The organism is Parasegetibacter sp. NRK P23, assembly GCF_023721715.1.
Classification (GTDB): domain Bacteria; phylum Bacteroidota; class Bacteroidia; order Chitinophagales; family Chitinophagaceae; genus Parasegetibacter.
In genome coordinates this window covers 148,023-165,381 of record NZ_JAMDLG010000001.1, presented here as the reverse complement: position 1 = coordinate 165,381, position 17,359 = coordinate 148,023, and the positions used below count along the sequence as shown (strand labels likewise).

The 17,359-nt window shown below is 48.8% G+C and carries 13 protein-coding genes and 1 tRNA gene; 5 read left to right on the top strand and 9 right to left on the bottom strand.

Annotation, left to right across the window (positions count from 1 at the left end; translation table 11 throughout):
- Positions 1-4: 4 nt before the first annotated feature.
- From M4J38_RS00610 to nirB, 4 genes are all read right to left on the bottom strand, one after another.
- Positions 5-1,309 carry a NarK family nitrate/nitrite MFS transporter gene (locus M4J38_RS00610; protein WP_251757588.1) on the bottom strand — a complete coding sequence of 435 codons (1,305 nt, stop codon included), beginning with the start codon at positions 1,307-1,309 and terminating at the stop codon, positions 5-7.
- Between the two features lie 33 nt (positions 1,310-1,342).
- Complete coding sequence (locus tag M4J38_RS00605) at positions 1,343-2,836, bottom strand: alginate export family protein (RefSeq protein WP_251757587.1); 1,494 nt, start codon at positions 2,834-2,836, stop codon at positions 1,343-1,345.
- A 429-nt stretch (positions 2,837-3,265) separates the two neighbouring features.
- Positions 3,266-3,622: a nitrite reductase small subunit NirD gene (nirD, locus tag M4J38_RS00600; protein WP_251757586.1), complete on the bottom strand. Its 357-nt coding sequence runs from the start codon at positions 3,620-3,622 to the stop codon at positions 3,266-3,268.
- A 252-nt stretch (positions 3,623-3,874) separates the two neighbouring features.
- On the bottom strand, positions 3,875-6,409 hold the full coding sequence (nirB, locus tag M4J38_RS00595) for a nitrite reductase large subunit NirB (protein ID WP_251757585.1): 2,535 nt from the start codon (positions 6,407-6,409) through the stop codon (positions 3,875-3,877).
- A gap of 198 nt (positions 6,410-6,607) precedes the next feature.
- Here nirB and cobA point away from each other — a divergent pair, with 198 nt between their 5' ends.
- Positions 6,608-7,378: a uroporphyrinogen-III C-methyltransferase gene (gene cobA / locus M4J38_RS00590; RefSeq protein WP_251757584.1), complete on the top strand. Its 771-nt coding sequence runs from the start codon at positions 6,608-6,610 to the stop codon at positions 7,376-7,378.
- Between the two features lie 29 nt (positions 7,379-7,407).
- Positions 7,408-8,079 (top strand): Crp/Fnr family transcriptional regulator, encoded by a 672-nt coding sequence (locus M4J38_RS00585; protein ID WP_251757583.1) that lies wholly within the window; start codon positions 7,408-7,410, stop codon positions 8,077-8,079.
- Here the strand turns inward: M4J38_RS00585 and M4J38_RS00580 are convergent.
- The 4 genes from M4J38_RS00580 to M4J38_RS00565 all read right to left on the bottom strand — a co-directional run bounded on the left by M4J38_RS00580 (position 8,071) and on the right by M4J38_RS00565 (position 13,201).
- Positions 8,071-9,255: a molybdopterin molybdotransferase MoeA gene (locus M4J38_RS00580; protein WP_251757582.1), complete on the bottom strand. Its 1,185-nt coding sequence runs from the start codon at positions 9,253-9,255 to the stop codon at positions 8,071-8,073. The two genes, M4J38_RS00585 and M4J38_RS00580, sit on opposite strands and share 9 nt — an antisense overlap.
- 22 nt (positions 9,256-9,277) lie before the next feature.
- Positions 9,278-10,228: a bifunctional molybdenum cofactor biosynthesis protein MoaC/MoaB gene (moaCB, locus tag M4J38_RS00575; protein ID WP_251757581.1), complete on the bottom strand. Its 951-nt coding sequence runs from the start codon at positions 10,226-10,228 to the stop codon at positions 9,278-9,280.
- A gap of 12 nt (positions 10,229-10,240) precedes the next feature.
- Complete coding sequence (locus M4J38_RS00570) at positions 10,241-11,281, bottom strand: HesA/MoeB/ThiF family protein (protein WP_251757580.1); 1,041 nt, start codon at positions 11,279-11,281, stop codon at positions 10,241-10,243.
- Between the two features lie 444 nt (positions 11,282-11,725).
- Complete coding sequence (locus tag M4J38_RS00565; protein ID WP_251757579.1) at positions 11,726-13,201, bottom strand: exonuclease domain-containing protein; 1,476 nt, start codon at positions 13,199-13,201, stop codon at positions 11,726-11,728.
- Positions 13,202-13,737: 536 nt separating this feature from the next.
- Between M4J38_RS00565 and M4J38_RS00560 the strand changes: the two genes are divergently transcribed.
- The 3 genes from M4J38_RS00560 to M4J38_RS00550 all read left to right on the top strand — a co-directional run bounded on the left by M4J38_RS00560 (position 13,738) and on the right by M4J38_RS00550 (position 16,863).
- Positions 13,738-16,362: a valine--tRNA ligase gene (locus tag M4J38_RS00560; RefSeq protein WP_251757578.1), complete on the top strand. Its 2,625-nt coding sequence runs from the start codon at positions 13,738-13,740 to the stop codon at positions 16,360-16,362.
- Between the two features lie 118 nt (positions 16,363-16,480).
- A complete protein-coding gene (locus M4J38_RS00555) occupies positions 16,481-16,783 on the top strand; it encodes a carboxypeptidase-like regulatory domain-containing protein (RefSeq protein WP_251757577.1) in 303 nt (100 codons plus the stop codon).
- A gap of 6 nt (positions 16,784-16,789) precedes the next feature.
- A tRNA-Cys gene (locus M4J38_RS00550) sits at positions 16,790-16,863 on the top strand.
- 38 nt (positions 16,864-16,901) lie between these two features.
- On the opposite strand, the gene M4J38_RS00545 is transcribed toward M4J38_RS00550, so the two are convergent.
- Positions 16,902-17,279 (bottom strand): DUF4260 domain-containing protein, encoded by a 378-nt coding sequence (locus M4J38_RS00545; protein ID WP_256469184.1) that lies wholly within the window; start codon positions 17,277-17,279, stop codon positions 16,902-16,904.
- Positions 17,280-17,359: the final 80 nt, after the last annotated feature.

Genomic DNA, 17,359 nt, shown 5'->3' with positions numbered 1-17,359 from the left:
TTCATTAATTAAATACAGGTTCCAGTTCCTTTTTGGGTTCAACGGCCTTTTCAGATGTTTTCGTAAACCGGGTAAACAATACCACCACCGCCACGGCAATCACGATCAATCCAATGTATCCGAATGCTTCCACGTAAGTAATGCTTTCACTTTTGAAGAGAAAACCGAACAGCATACCGCCCACATTTCCGCCTGCGCCTACCACACCCGCCACCATACCGGCATTTTTCTCATTGATGAACGGCGTGATCGCATAAGTGGCACCGTTGGCCATTTTGAGGAAGAGCGCGAAGAAGATCATGGAGAAGATTGCCATGCCGAAGGAACCGGATTGCGCGAACAATACCAGTCCCAGTCCTTCCAGCAGCAATACGCCGGCGAGCAGCAATCCCTTTCCCTTCATACCATAATTCCTGCCGACCCTGTCGGCGAAAACACCACCCAACGCGCGGGCAAAAAGATTCATGAAGCCGAACACTCCGGCCCAGAATCCTGCGGAAGATTGCTCCAGTTTAAATTCCTGCACAAAATGCAAAGCGGCCACATTATCGAACGTGATCTCCATACCGAAGCATACGGCATAGGCCAGCGCCAGGCTCCAGATGCGCCAGTCTTTGAGGATGGAATAATCTGTTTTCTTCTTTTCAGCCTTTACCCTTTCAATGTCCTCATAGTTGCCAGCAGGTGTATCTTTTGTGAAACGGTAATAGAGAAAGGCCATCACCAGCATCAGCGATCCAGGGAGGATCATCGCGTAGCGCCATGCTTCTTTGTTGGTATACCCAAAGCCCACGATCAGCGCGAACACCAGTGGCATCACCATATTCGTTATGCCTCCGCCCAGGTTTCCCCATCCGCCGGCAACGGCATTCGCGGTACCTTTGATCTGCGGCGCGAACATCATGGAAGTATGGAATTGCGTGATCACGAATGAGGCGCCAATCACACCGATAGCGAGCCTGAAAAGCAGAAAAGAAGTATAATCCTGTGCCAGCCCCACACAAAAAACGGGGATGGAACCGATCAGCAGCAACGCGGTATATGTTTTCCTCGGCCCCCAGGTATCGCACAACCTGCCAATGAGTAAACGCGCGATGATGGTGGCTGAAACCGAAGCGATCACCACGTTTCCGATCTGGGATTTCGTAAGTTGAAGGTCCTCTTTAATAGTGGGCATCAAAGGGGCGAGTCCGAACCAGCCGAAGAAGCAAACGAAGAAGGTCATCCACGTAATGTGGAACGTGCGCATCTGCACGCCCTTGAAGGAGAATACATTGAGGGAAGAAAGTGGTTGTTGGTTGTTGGTCATGTCTGAATGATTTGGAGATGGTTGGAAGATGAATTATTTGCGGAGGAAATCGGGACGGATGTTTACCATGAGCCAGGCCCAGGAACCCGCAAGGCGTGCTGTTCCGGGACTGATATTTTTCGCGTAATCCATACTTCGGGTGGCGCCCATGAAAGAAACGCCGCCTTCCAGTGTTACGAGGTTATTGAGCTGATAAGAGGAAGAAAGATCGACTTCGCTTCCCAGGTACCGCTCCACTTTGGAAGCATTCTTATCCTTTTGGTCGTTGGCCAGGAAAAAAGCATGGTAGTCGGCGGAAGCGGAAAATCTTTTACCGCGCGCAGCGTAACGAATGCTGGCTTGTGGATTGGCAAGTCCTCCGGTGGGTGAACCGGTTCCTACATAAAAGTAATCCATGTACCCCCAGAATTTATGCGGTGTTCCATACAGCGGATCGAAGCGATGGCTCTTTCCGTCGGAAGAAAAAGCATCGTTACCGGAGAGGATATCATATCCGATAGCATACGTGAATGGTGCGCGTTGCAAAGTAAGCGAGGCATAAGCCATATAAGTGGAGAGCGCGGTTCCTTCGAGGTCCTTCCCGGTTTGAAAGTATGCGCCCGCTTTGTATTGAAAGGTATTTTTCTGGTCGAAGGCTCCTGAAAGTTGCGCGCCGAAGGTGAGCCTGGAGTGAACACCTTTTGAACGGAATTTCCGACCGTAGATATAACCGGTATCGGCACCCGAAATATTTTGTACGGAATCCAGTTGGTGTACGCCAAAATGATCTGCCAGCAACAACCCTGAGATCGTGGTCGTCGACTTCTTCCACGAAGTATACAGGAACTGCATAGCTTTATATTGTTGTGTTTGCCCGTTTGTACCCGGCGGGTTGGAGAAGGCAGGTGTTCCTGATCTGGAACTGATGCCTGCCGCATTTACAAGCGGAATAAACCCTGCCGGTGTTGCCGCCAGTTGGCCCTTGCTGTCACGAACGGTGGGCAGCACATTAGCAGGCGTGTAATAAGTACCGTTGTAACCGAATGCATCTGTTTGTTGTGAGAAGGCGAACCCCGCATCGGCGCTGAATTTCTTTTCCCTCATCTTAAACACCAGGGCATCATGCCTTCTTCCCTGCTGTAACCAATCGAGGTTACCGAGCAGCCGCGCATCATCGTACATCAGTTCCTGTCTGCCGATTCTCAAGCCGAGGTAATCCACAAAAGAACTTTTAAAACCAGTATCAGCGCGGTTTTGCAGTGCAACCTCCGCCCAGGCTTCGTGCACACCGAGTTTAGCGCCATCGGCGTTTGAAATGGATGAAGCGTCCTGTCCCCATACCCTTACATCCTGCACCGTTGTTTTAAATTGAACCCGCGGCATATTGTACCCGAAGCTGAGGCGGGTACGTTGTGAAGTAAAAAATGAAGGATCGGCATTGTAGGCGCGCAGGGTTCCCACGCCGTTCCGCCACTCGGTGCGGGTACGGAGCTGCCCGGTAAACTGGAACTGCGCTTTTACGGAGAGAACACCTGAACAGAATGCCATGATGAGAAAAATTTTAGTTGGTTTGGTGCGCATAAGCTGAAGTTTTGGGTGTGATTTTCTCTTGATGGGGCAATCGTGGGGGTGTTTTCGGGGAAGGGAAGTTTTTTTCACGCAACTGCTTCGTTTCTCGCAACTGCTTTGTGCTGTGCACTTCGCAGCGCAAAGGAACAAGGACGCAAGGAGCGGTTGGTGGGCTAGCGGGGAATTTCTCGCAACGGCGCTACGACGCTACGGGCTGTTTAATTGGGAGTGGCTATTTTTTTGCCAGAACTTATGCGCTGTTTACTCATTTCTGGTTTATTTCTAAATCTTCTCAAGTTTTGTTCAAAGAAATGAATCAGCCTTGCTGGTAAATCCACAGAAATGAAAGAAACCTCTAACGTTGCGCCGCCGCGTCGTTGCGAGAAATAAAAATAATCGCGCGAAACCTCAACTCCCCTCTCCGGGCACTCCTATAAAAACCTTCCCATCCTCCACTTTCACCGGAAACACTTTAATGTGTTCGCAATCACCCTCAAAGCATTCCCCCGTTTTCAGCGAGAAAGTTCTTTTGTGAAAAGGACACGCCACTTTAGGCTCACCGCCCGAAGAACCGATCATACCGCGGCTCAGCGCCATTTCCTGGCGATGCGGACAAAGGTTTTGTGTGGCGAACCATTCTCCCCTACGGGTGAAATTGAACAGCGCCACCTGCTGGCCGTGTAACTTCACACATACCCCGCCGTTATCGGGAACATCGTGTGTGGAACAGGCGTACAACCAAGTGATAATTTCTTCCTGGATCATAATAAAGCGTTTGAGTTGAAAGAAAAATGGGTGGTGGTTCCGGAGCGGAGCAAGCCCCGGCCGCCCGTATGCGAAAGCTTCAATCGTAGTTTTTTGTTTCCCGCATTTTTTGTTTCACGGCTGCTTCGTGCCTCGCAGGCGCTACGACGCAACGTTGCGATGAAGGTTGGTAGAGCGGTTGAGCTATTAGCACTAATTCAATGTGAATACGAACATCTGCTTATAAACAAATCCGGTGTGAATTAATCGCCCTCACGTTGCGCCGTTGCGCCGTTGCGAGAAATCTAATTCCCCACGCGCCCCCACTCTCTTCATTTCCCGCATCGGCTCAAACTGCACCGTGGGATCTTTCTCTTCCGGTGCGTTCACGAAATGCACGAACCGCTTTCTGATCTCCGGATTTTCAACCGCTTCTTTCCATTCACATTTGTAGTTGTTTACCAACTGTTGCATCTCCGCTTCCAGTTGGTCGTTAATACCCAGACTATCGTTCAGCACCACGTTCTTCAGGTAATCAATTCCGCCCTCCATTTTGTTGAGCCAGGTGGCGGTTCTTGTAAGCGGATCAGCGGTTTTGATGTAGAACATGAGAAACCGGTCGATGTAACGGATACAGGTATCCGAATCAATATCAGAAGCGAGTAAGAGGGCGTGCTGTGGCTTTGAGCCACCATTTCCGCAAACGTAGAGGTTCCAGCCTTTTTCGGTGGCGATGATGCCGAAGTCCTTACTCTGTGCTTCCGCGCATTCGCGGATACAGCCTGAAACAGCGGATTTTATTTTATGCGGCGCGCGCAAACCGCGGTACCGCTCTTCCACACGGATGGCGAAGCTCACACTGTCGTGCAGCCCGAAGCGGCACCAGGTGGAGCCCACGCAGCTTTTTACGGTACGCAATGCTTTTCCGTAGGCGTGTCCGCTTTCGAAGCCCGCAGCGATCAAGGCTTCCCAGATATAGGGTAGATCAACGAGGTGCGCCCCGAACAGGTCGATGCGCTGACCGCCGGTGATTTTGGTATAGAGGTTGTATTTTTTCGCGACCTCACCGATCACAATAAGTTTATCCGGTGTGATCTCGCCTCCGGGAATACGTGGTACCACGGAATAGGTGCCACCTTTCTGAATGTTGGCCAGGAACCGGTCGTTGCTGTCCTGGGCGGTATCGTTTCCTTTCGCAAGGATCATTTCGTTCCACAAGCTGGCCAGGATACTTGAGACTAGCGGCTTACAGGTTTCACAACCATCGCCCTGGCCAATTCCGGAAAGCACCTCATCGTAAGAAGTATATTTCCTGATCTTCACCAGGTCGTAGAGTTCCTGCCTGCTGTGGGGAAAATGCTCACAGATGACCGTGCGCACATATTTGCCCTGCGCTTTCAGCGTTGCGTTGATGATATCCTTCACCATGGGCACACAACCGCCGCAACCTGTTCCTGCCTTACAGCATTTTTTAATGGCATCAAGTGTTTCATTGCCGTTTTCCACAGCGGAAACCAAATTGGCTTTAGTGATCCCTTCACAACTACAGATCAACGCATCATCGGGGAGCGCCATTACGCCGGCCCCCGCATCTGTTTTTCCGCCACGGGCACCCAACAGCAGGTCTTCCGGATTTTCCGGCAGCGGCATTTTATTTTTACAGGTCTGAAGCAGTTGGTTGTACGCCTCCGCGTCTCCAACCAATACACCACCCAAAAGTAATTTGCCGTCCGAAGATATATTGATGCGTTTGTAAACGCCTTTGGCGGAATCTTCATATACGATGGAGCGGGCCGATTCGCCTGCGGCGAAAGGATCGCCGAAACTGGCCACATCCACACCGATAAGTTTGAGTTTTGTACTCATATCAAAACCCGTGAAATACTTCTCTCCACCCGTAAGCTTTGTAGCGACAACATCGGCCATTTCATACCCAGGGGCCACTAATCCATAGATCATTCCCTGGTAGAGGGCGCATTCGCCAATGGCGAACACGTTGGGATCGCTGGTTTCCATGCTTTCATTTACCACGATGCCGCCACGCTGCCCGACTTCAATACCCGATAACCTGGCGAGTTCATCACGTGGACGGATACCTGCTGATATCACCAGCATATCCGCTTCCAGAATGGTGTCGTCTGAAAACTGAAGTCCGGAAACTGTTTCCTCCCCGATAATGGATGAAGTGGCCGTACTGGTGTGGATGGTAAGACCTAGCGATTCCAGTTTCGACTGCAACAGGCGGGAGCCGGCATCGTCGATCTGGCGGGGCATGAGGCGGGGCGCAAACTCAATCACATGTGTATCGGTGATACCCAGGTCAAGCATGGCCTTCGCGGCTTCAAGCCCGAGGAGTCCGCCCCCCATCACTACACCCTTGCGTGCATGTTTCGCGTGAGCCTGCATGAGCTCAAGGTCTTCTATAGTGCGGTAAATAAATACGCCTTGCTTTTCCACCCCGGGGATGGGCGGAACGAAGGCAGCTGAACCGGTTGCGAGAATGAGGTAATCATAAGGAATTTCCACTCCATGATAGGAATGAACCGTTTTCGCCGTGCGGTCGATCCTTTGAACAGGATCGCCCAGGTAAAGCCTGATGCCATGCTCCTCGTACCAACTCAAAGGAGCCATGGTTAATTCTTCCGCCGATGTTCCGGAGAACCAGGCGCTGAGATGGACCCTGTCGTATGCAGGACGGGCTTCTTCCCCGAAAACTACCAGCTCTATGGAAGCACCGCCTTTTTTGGCCAGCAGCTTCTCACAAAACTTGTAACCCACCATCCCGTTTCCAATAACTACTACTCTCATAACCGCGTTTTTTATTTGTTAGAGAATAATAGCAAGCAATCGTATAGAGAAAATTTTCATATCATCAGAATCAGTAAATGAAGTGCTAGTTCATTTGTATTTTTCTGATTTATATCATAAATTTAAAAAAGTTAATTCGATATTTGAATGAATTTTTATGATTTTTAATATATATTTATAAATATAATATGAAGAAAAATGAATAAACCATTTTTAAGCCTGGTAGGTGCAGGGCCTGGTGATCCGGAGTTAATCACCTTAAAAGCAATGCGTTGCATAGCAACCGCAGATGTTATTTTGTACGATGCACTCGCGAGTATTCAATTGCTCAATTATGCGAAGCCTGAAGCCAGGATAACATATGTAGGAAAACGTTATGGGTGCCATGCGCTCTCCCAACAAGAGATCAATCAACTGATGATTGAAGAAGCGAAAGGCTATGGTCATGTGGTAAGGTTAAAAGGTGGGGATCCCTTTGTGTTTGGACGGGCACAGGAGGAAATAGAAGCAGCGATGGAGGCCGGAATTCCTACTGAAGTGATTCCCGGCATTACCAGCGCTATCGCTGTACCTGCCGCACAAATGATCCCCCTCACCTGCCGGGGCATCAGTGAAAGTTTTTGGGTAACCACGGGCACTACGCGTTCAGGTGATGTTTCAAGCGATATCAGGCTCGCCGCGCAATCCACCGCCACTGTGGTGATCCTGATGGCCATGAGCAAACTCGAAGCCATCATGGATATTTTTACTACAGCCGGAAAAGCGGAAACACCGGTAGCCATTATTCAGGACGGCACTACCGAAAGAGAAAGAATGGTGATCGGCAAAGTAAAAGACATCAGTTTCAGGGCGCAACACGCCGGGCTTGGCAATCCTGCCATTATCGTGGTGGGAGAAGTGGTGAACCTCCATAAGCAGCAACTTCAGGTTTCACTCGCTGCATCCGGACTTTTTTATGAAAGCAAGTAAGGTTAATATTGTGGAAACTTCCCCCAGGAATGAAGGAACTCAAGAAGAAATGTGACCACAATACTTGTCTGCTTTGCCGCTCCGTCCAACCCGAATGGCTGCCCGCCATAGATGCGCACCGGAAAGTCTTCCAGCTGAAAAAAGGTGAAACCCTGTTCCACGAAGGAGAAGAAATGAAGGGCATGTATTTCATTCACCACGGACTCGTGAAAGTCCACAAACACTGGGACGAGGATAAAGAACTCATCCTCCGTATCGCGCACGATGGCGACATTGTGGGTCACCGCGGATTAGGCATGGACACGATCTATCCCGTTACAGGTACAGCACTAGAGACCACGGAAGTATGTTATGTTGACAATAATTTCTTCAACGCCACGCTAAAAATGAACCCGGATTTCCTGTATAAACTGATGCTGTTTTTCGCCGCGGAACTCAAAGAATCTGAAAAAAGAATGCGCAACCTTGCGCACATGCCGGTAAAAGGCAGGATCGGACAGGCGCTGGTACGGATGGAAGAAAAATTCGGTAAGGATGAAGATGGTTTTATTGCCGTAACACTCAGTCGGCAGGATTTCGCATCTTATATCGGCGCCACTTACGAAACCACTTTCCGTTTGATGAATGAAATGGAAGGTGAAGGATTGATAAAGATAGATGGCAAGAAACTGGGGATACTTCAACCTTCCAATCTAGCGTAAAGGCAATACTTTGATCCGCTCCTGCACTATCGTATTCCGGGATGCGGGTTGCCAGGCCAGCACATCAGCATCCTTAGCAGCCAACACATCTCCCGAGCCACGGTAAGGCAAGGGCTCCACATCAAAGCCCCCATCCATAAAACGGGCCGGGAAAAATTCATCCAGCGCCGAACGTTTGTGCCGTGTTCCGTTAAACATCGTTTCACGAAAAGCCTTCAATCCCATTCCATGGCACAGGTCTATATAGGTTTCCACGAACAACTTATAAGTTACAAGGCAGGAAAACGGATTTCCGGGCAGTGAAAAAACCATCGTTCCTTCAGCAGTTCTTCCGCACCATATCGGCTTTCCGGGCTTTATGGCCACCTTATGAAAAAGTTCGCGTACGCCAAGCTTCTTCCATAATCCGGGAACAAAATCCGCGTCTCCGGCGGATACCCCACCGCAGGTAATCACGATATCGGCTGAAAGACTTTCCCGCAGCACAGGCTCCATCACCACCGGAGCATCGGGCAGGTGAAACACCATTTCCGGTATCCATCCTTTTTCCTTCAACAACCCCTTCAACAGAGCGGCATTACTGTTCCTGATCTGGACTGGGGAAGGAGCCTGTTCAGGCGAAACCACCTCATCGCCGGTAGTGATCAATACTATGGAAGGAAGCGCATATACTTCAACGGTACTCTTTCCAACTGTCGCCAGTACGCTCGCTACCGAAGCGGAACACATCAACGGACACCTCAATACCGGTTCACCAAGCTTAACATCTTCGCCCCGCAGGGCTATATTCAGAAAAGGTTTGAACGAATTAATTGCAGTGGTCATAACAGCTTCATTCTCCACTGTATCTTCCACTCTTATCACCACATCAAATCCTTCCGGAACGGCTGCTCCGGTCATGATCCTGTAACAAGTACCCGGGCCGGCCGGTTCTTTTGGTACCGTTCCCGCATAAATTGTATCAACAATGGTGAATGTACGAATACCATCAGCCAGCTCTCCGGAACGCAGCGCGAACCCATCCATGGCCGCCCGGTTGAATGGCGGGTAGTCGCGATCAGCATAAACATCCGACGCAAGCATACGGCCAACTGCCTTGTCAAGCGGAATATGCTCAGTGCGCAAAAGCGCCGCCTCGGACGAGATTATGTTTTGTGCTTCTTGAAATGAAAGCATGGGATTATTTTCGCTTGATTGATTAATGACCGCCGCCCTTCATCATTTTCCTGGCATGGAAAACCGCGGGCAATATAGCCTCCAGGCTTTCCCGGGCGCCATCGGAACTACCAGGGAGCGTTACGATCAGGGTTTCCGCGATGGAACCGGCCACCCCCCTGCTCATCATGGCAAGTGGCGTGCGCTGCTGACCAAAAGCACGCATGGCTTCCGTAATACCATCCGCATCGCGCTCCAGGATTTCCTTTACGGCGGAAACAGTATTGTCTCGCGGCCCCAACCCTGTTCCACCTGTCGTAAAAACAAAATGAACATCTTCGTTTACCCATTCCCGTATTTTATCCTGGATGGTTTGCTTATCGTCAGCGACAATACTGTAGTGTTTTACATTCGCATTCACTGCGGAAAGCATTTCCATAATCAGTTTACCGCTTTTGTCTTCCCGCTTTCCTTCCGCCGTGGAATCGGAGCAAACCAACACGGCGCATGTGGGCGGGGTGTTGAAATATTTCTTCCTGTCCGATTTGCCGCCTTTTTTATCCAACAGTTTGATGCCGCCTATCTCCAATGCGGTATCAACCGGCTTCAGCATATCATATATTTCCAAAGCGGCCACGGAAACGCCCGTAAGCATTTCCATTTCAATACCTGTTCTGCCGATGGAACGCGCTTCTCCCATGATCACAATGCCCGTTCTTCCATTGATAGCTGCTCCAAAAAAAGCTTCATGCTTCTCTTTTTCCAGGAACTCGAACCAGATGTCCATGCCATCAATTGCTACGGGATGGCAATGCGGAAGCAGCATCGGCGTGCTTTTTGCGCCAACGAAGCCGGCGGCGCGCGCCACGTCGAAAAGATTTCCTTTGGGAAGATGCCCGGCCTTAATGGTTTCCAGTGTATTTTCGGAGCAAAAGACGATACCGGTGGCCAGAGCGGTACGTAACGTAGTTGTTTTATGGGTGATATCGCGCATGATAGCGCTAATTTAAGGCAAATCAGCTTGCACCTTGCGGATGCCGCCCGTTAAACTATACACTGAAGGATAGTTTTTTTCGCTGAACGCTTTTGCCGCCTGGGCGCTTCTTACGCCGGAGACACAGTAAAAAACGATTACCTGTTCCGGAACCAGGTTGTGGTTACCAGCCAGGCAAGCTTCCAACGGAATGTGTTCGCCTCCGATAGCGGAAACCTCCCGCTCGGCTGCCGTGCGCACATCAATCAAACGAACTTCTTTTGATGCTATCATGGGTTGCAGATCCGCCCAAGTGATCTCCTGTACCAACGATTGTGAACTAAATCTTCGCGACGCCAGCATCCTGTTCTGCGGATCGGCTGTAAAAGCTATTGTTCTAAACTTTAATCCAAGCGCATCCAGCAACAAGAGTTGATTCACCAGTATACCGTCCAGTTCCAGCAAGACTTTCAGCACTTCATTCGCCATCAGTCCACCAACCAGGGCTGTGGTAATATTATACGCGCCAATCACCGCGCAGGAAGGAATCGCATCAGAAGATGGTTCCGGGAAAAGATCGCGCAAAGTAGCGCTTCCATTCAGGTTAAATACGGCACACTGACCTTCTTCCCGGTGAATGGCGCCATATACCCAGGGTTTGTTCAGCGCAACGCAGGCATCATTCAACAGGTAGCGGACAAGGAAATTATCGGTGGCGTCCACAACAATATCATATCCTGACAACAGTTGCTGCACATTTTGCTTTTCCACAAAAACATCATGAACATTTATTTGGACAGCAGCATTTCTTTGTAAAAGATATTCCTTCGCTACCCATGCTTTTTTTCTTCCCAGGTCTTTTTCTGAATAAAGCAATTGCCTTTGCAGATTGGACAATTCCACCACATCAAAATCAGCTATCCCTATCGTACCAATGCCAGCACCCGCAAGGAGTTGAAGGCAGGGACACCCCAAACCACCCGCGCCTACCACCAGCACACGGCCCGCTGCAAGCTTGCGCTGTCCCGCATCTCCGATAAAAGGCAGTCTTGTATGCGCGGAATAATAATTCAAGGAAGTTATTTGCGCTAAAGTTAAGTGATTATTCCACCACAATATTTATCGCCTTTGGTCTGCCTGGTAATGAAGCCATTGAATGCAGGAGAATTCTTAGCGTGAAAACACCGAAATGTCGCAGGTAAAAAGACGGAAAATTACAAGAGAAAAAAACGCGACTGTTTTTGGCGTATAAAGTCCTTGTAAATTTGATTGAATCAGCTATAAAATTAAAAATGAAGTAAGCTGACCAGACTAAAATATTTTTTAAATAAAAGGAGGTAAGTATGATAAAAAATTAAAACACGCTATTGTTTAGAAAAGAAAGGAGAAAACTGAGCAGGAATCCGGTTTGAGAAAAATTACAATGCGTCGGATTGAAGTTAATATTAAAGAGGAGCATGAGCAGATGACTGAATTGAATAACCCATACGCGACTGAACCCTTCTCCGGCATTTGAAGCTAAATTTTAACTTCAACTACCTTTTCAGGATATAACGCGGCATGGCGGTTCACCAATCCGCGTAGGTAATCGTTGTCGGGGTAAGGAACCAGGTATTGTTTGAGTGTTTCAGGCTGCACCGTTATGGAGGAAGGCACATAGCCCATTCCATAAAACGCGCCATCTTCGATCAGGATACAACTGCTCACCATCACCTGTTCGGGTATTTTCCGGGCGGGCTTCAGGGAGAACCAGGCAGGCGCCTCTTCATCAAAAAGTCCTTCGCTTTTACGCCGCACAATTGGCGGACTCCACTTTTTCACGAAGGGGTAACCACCGGGAACAGGCTCCAGCAGCGCATAACTGGGCAAAGCTTTTCTGAGTGCCGCAATTGCATCGAGTACCCGTGCATTGTAGGTATCAGTGCTGAGCCTGCACGCACAATCAGCGTTCCCGGAACAAATTGTTGCCGAAGATGCGATATGCGTAAGTCTGGGGCACAACAAATGCGTCCGTACCAACTGGTGAAGCAGGTTTCTGCCTTCGGTGATCAGTCCGAAGCTGTAAAGCGGTTTGCTGCCCCGGCTCATTTTCTCTACCGCAAGACGTAGATAACCGCGCCCGTCTTCGTAGGAGAAAAGTCCGTATTTCTGTGCGGGACGCTTCTGGCTACGGTTATAGCGGGGCCAAAGCCTTTTGATCTCAGCTTCCTCCAGCAGGAAAGCCATTAATTCATTGGGAACAGGTACATATTTCACCTTGTGCACATTGCGGAGGAACTCCTGTTTCTGCCGACCGGACTTGTTATTTGAAAAATGACTGAGCACCCGTTGCCGCAAATCAAGGGCTTTACCTACGTACACTACATCACCTTTATTGTCGAGGAAATAGTAAACACCTGGTATTCGGGGCAGGGAATACACCTCATTCGTATCGAGATAGAGCGGAACAGATTGCTCGCCCGAACCTCTCTTCAGGAACTCCCTGATTACCGGTTCTCCACCTTCAACAAGTAACTTTTCCCACAATTTTGTGGTGGCGAGCGCATCTCCCATGGCCCTGTGCCTGTTGTCCACGGAAATATCAAGCGTCCTGCAAATTTTACCCAGGCTATAAGAAGGGTGTCCGGGAAAAACTTTACGGCTCAGGCGAACCGTGCACAACTTAGGCGCCTGCCATACAATGCCATGCCGGTCAAGGTGATATTTAATAAAAGAGTAATCAAAATTTACATTATGCGCAACAAAAACCTTGTTATTCAACAAGTTGTAAACCTTGTCAGCAATTTCACTGAAGGAAGGAGCCATCGCCACCATGGCATTGGTGATGCCGGTGAGGGATTCTACATAACGGGGAATCAGTTGATGCGGGTTCACCAAAGTTTCAAACTTTCCCGTAACCTGAACCCCATCGTGCAGGATGATCGCGATCTCGGTAATGCCATTCGCTGAAGCATGCCCGCCGGTAGTTTCAATATCCACAATAGCGTATTCCAAGACCCGATTTGTTTACCGGCAAATTACATTTTTAACGCCAGTTTTCAGGGTCAAAAACTTGGTATTTCCGGGAAAAGCTATTACTTTCGTAATTATACAAGCACAGGATCACAACGATTGCCAGATAAACTTCTTCACGAGCCCGGGACCTATTTTATCCACTACCCCCGAAAAGCCTAATCGCTCAACCCTTTTTAAAGTAGCTTTTGTTCATCTTTAAAATGTTTGGACCATGAAAAAGTCTGATTCAATCAGCCATTCCAATGAGGCTGGGAAAGCTGTTCTTTTTGCAGTTGTTTTTTTCGCGATCATCGCGATCGTTACTTATTTCGCCTGGAACGCTTAGTTTTTAAGCCTTCCTCGTAATACATATTTACGGACGGTTCTTAGTATGTCCGGGGCAATGGTTTGCGCCGGACATTTTTTTTATCCATAGGTGAAAATACCGTCGTGAACACCGTCTTTTTCCGTTGCGGAGCCTTCCGCTTATTTTGTACCTTTGCTGCCCTGATACAATAAACTGAACAGCAGCATTTATGGCAACGGAACTGACCAAAAATTTTACGCCTTCCGATGTGGAAGCCAGGTGGTACCAACATTGGATGGATCAGCAATATTTTAACAGCACCCCTGATGAAAGGGAGCCTTACACGATTGTGATCCCCCCACCCAATGTGACCGGGGTACTGCACATGGGGCACCTCCTGAACAACTCCATCCAGGACATCCTCGCCAGAAGAGCAAGGATGATGGGAAAAAATGTGTGCTGGGTTCCCGGTACCGACCATGCCTCCATTGCCACCGAAGCCAAGGTAGTAGGTATGCTGCGCGAAAAAGGCATCGCGAAAAGCAGCATGAGCAGGGCGCAGTTCCTGGAACATGCCTGGGCATGGAAAGAAGAATACGGCGGCATCATCCTTCAGCAACTCCGGAAAATGGGCTGCAGTCTGGATTGGAACCGCGTGAACTTTACCATGGATGAAGACTATTACAAAAGTGTGATCAATGTTTTCGTGGACCTCTATGAAAAAGGATTGATCTACCGCGGCAAAAGGATGATCAACTGGGACCCGAAAGCAAAAACGGCGCTCAGTGATGAAGAAGTGATCTTTAAAGAAACACAGAGCAAATTTTACCACCTGCGGTATGCCATTGAGGGAACAGATGATGCGGTAGTGATCGCTACAGTTCGTCCCGAAACCATCCTCGGCGATACCGCCATTTGTGTTCACCCTGAAGATGAGCGTTACGCACATTTGAAAGGAAAATTTGCCATAGTGCCGCTGATCGGAAGGAAAATACCCATCATTTTCGATGAATATGTAGATAAGGAGTTCGGAACCGGCGCGTTGAAAGTTACTCCTGCACACGACATGAACGATTACCAACTGGGACAAAAGCACAACCTGGAAGTGATCGACATCATGAACGACGACGGCACCTTCAGCGAGGCCGCGCAATTGTACATTGGCATGGACCGCTTCGATGTACGCAAACAAATTGTGAAGGACCTTCAGGAAAAAGGTTTCCTCCTCGAAATAAAAGACTACACCAACCAGGTGGGCTACAGCGAAAGAAGTGACGCCGTGGTTGAACCGAGACTCAGTTTACAATGGTGGGTAAAGATGGCGCCGCTGGCTGAAAAAGCCCTGCAGGTGGTGATGAACGACCAGATAGCCTTCATCCCGGCCAAGTTCAAAAACCTGTACAGGCATTGGATGGAGAACATCAAGGACTGGTGCATCAGCCGGCAGTTATGGTGGGGACACCGCATCCCCGCCTGGTACGATGAAAACGGCAACTACGTGGTGGCCGCAACCGAGCAGGAGGCCCGCGATAAATTCAGCATCAAATTCCCCGAATCCGCCTCATCTCCTATTTTACAGGATGAAGATTGTCTGGACACCTGGTTCTCTTCCTGGCTCTGGCCGTTTGAAGTATTTGATGGACTGAGTAATCCCGGCAATCCTGAAGTAAAATATTACTACCCAACCAATACATTGGTGACCGCTCCCGAGATCATTTTCTTTTGGGTGGCCAGGATGATCATGGCCGGACTCGAATACCAAAAAGAGATTCCTTTCAGGCAGGTGTACTTTACCGGTATTGTTCGCGACAAGCAGGGTCGTAAAATGAGTAAGAGTCTCGGCAACAGCCCCGATCTTCTTAAAATGATCGATGATTTCGGAGCCGATGCGGTGCGGTTTGGTATCCTCATTTCCTCTCCCGCCGGGAACGATCTCCTGTTCGATGAAAGCACTGTAGAGCAGGGACGTAATTTCAACAATAAAGTATGGAACGCCCTGAAACTGGTGAAGATGTGGGAAGGACGCCAGGAGGACGCGCCCAATGCAGACAATACCTTCGCGATTGAGTGGTTCGGAAACAGACTACGTGAGGTAAGAACCGAATTGGAACAACTATTTGAACAGTTCCGCCTCAGCGAAGCGCTTAAAACAGTTTATTCGCTGATATGGGATGATTTCTGCAGCTGGTACCTGGAATGGATTAAACCCGGTTTCGAACAACCGATAGATAAAGGGGCTTATGAGGCTACCTTGCGCTATTTCGAAGAACTCATGCAGTTGCTGCATCCTTTTATGCCCTTCGTTACAGAAGAAATTTTCCACCAGTTAAAGGAAAGAACCGCAGGCGAAGACCTTACTGTTAAACAACTGAAGTCGCCGGAAAATGCGGATCAGGCTGTGCTTCAAAGCGGCGCATTGCTGAAAGAAGTGATCACCACCATCAGGGATGCACGCAATAAGCAACAACTGAAACCCAAAGAAACCATCCGCATCACGATAGAATCTGCCACTCCTGTTCAGTATGAATCCGTTCAATCCATTCTCGCCAGGCAGGTGAATGCGGAAGCCATCTCTTTTGCCGACGCGGCCATCGCGGGAGCAGTCACCATTGTTTGCGGCAAGGATAAATTCTACATGGAGTCGAATAAGGAAGTGGATAAAGTTGCGCAGAAAGCACAACTGGAAAAGGACCTCGCTTATTATAAAGGTTTCCTGGATACCGTGGAGAAAAAACTCTCCAACGAACGGTTCGTTCAAAACGCAAAACCAGAAGTGGTGGAAGTGGAGCGAAAGAAAAAAAGAGACGCGGAAGAGAAGATCAAAGCAATAGTAGAAGGACTCAACGTGCTTTAAAAACCAATCACATTATATATATCCGGGCATATTCACTGTCCGGATATATTTTTAAAAATAAGTCTATAATTTTTGTAGACTAAATAAAGTCTACTATATTTGTAGGGAAATAAAACAAATGCTATCTCACCTTCTGACCATATTATTTACCATCAGCCAGCTTTATACGGCGCAGCCTCCCATCGTACTTCAGGGCAAGGTATATGAGGCCGACACCAAAAAGCCGCTTCCTTATATCCACTCCTATCTGAAGGAAGGTGAAGAGGAGGACCTGACAGGTAGAAATGGAACATTCTCAATCAGGACTTATTCCGGTGGACCATATACGATCACTTTTGCGCACCCGGAATATGAAACATTGGTTGTAAACCGGAAGAAAGCGGGAACAGAGATCGAGGTTTTTCTCCGCAGGAAAAAATAGCACCTGAGTTACGTGGCCGAGCGGCAAGGCAGAGGCCTGCAAATCCTCATACGGTGGTTCGAATCCACCCGTAACTGCCATTTATTTTGGCAAACAAACGTAGAGTCGGGCGGTGTGTCTACACTGCCCTCTTTTTATTCCCTCCGGGCAATATGCCAAGATGGGTATGCTTGAACCCTTCGTTCATTTTCAGGCCATACCCCATCATTCTGTCGAAAGCGCTGTGTGCGATCAGTAAAAGTCCGGTTATAACGACAATATCTTTCTCCAGTCCTATTCCTGCGCCAATCAAAACACAGGCCACGCCCTTGTGGTGAAACAGGTTATACATAAACGCTCCGATTTTATTTCCTCCCAGGTACCCCAGCATACTGATGTCGGGGGAGAAGAAAAGTAATAGCCACCAATACCAGGCTATGCCTGTATTCATGTACCAGATTCCAGCAAGGCATAGCAACATTGTACCTAATTCTTCTGTATTGAGCCAGGTCTTCATAACACATATTCATTTAATAAAACATATGCGCAAGTTAGGAGTATTCCCTTTGTTGCACCGGCTTTTCAGGTATTTTTTGT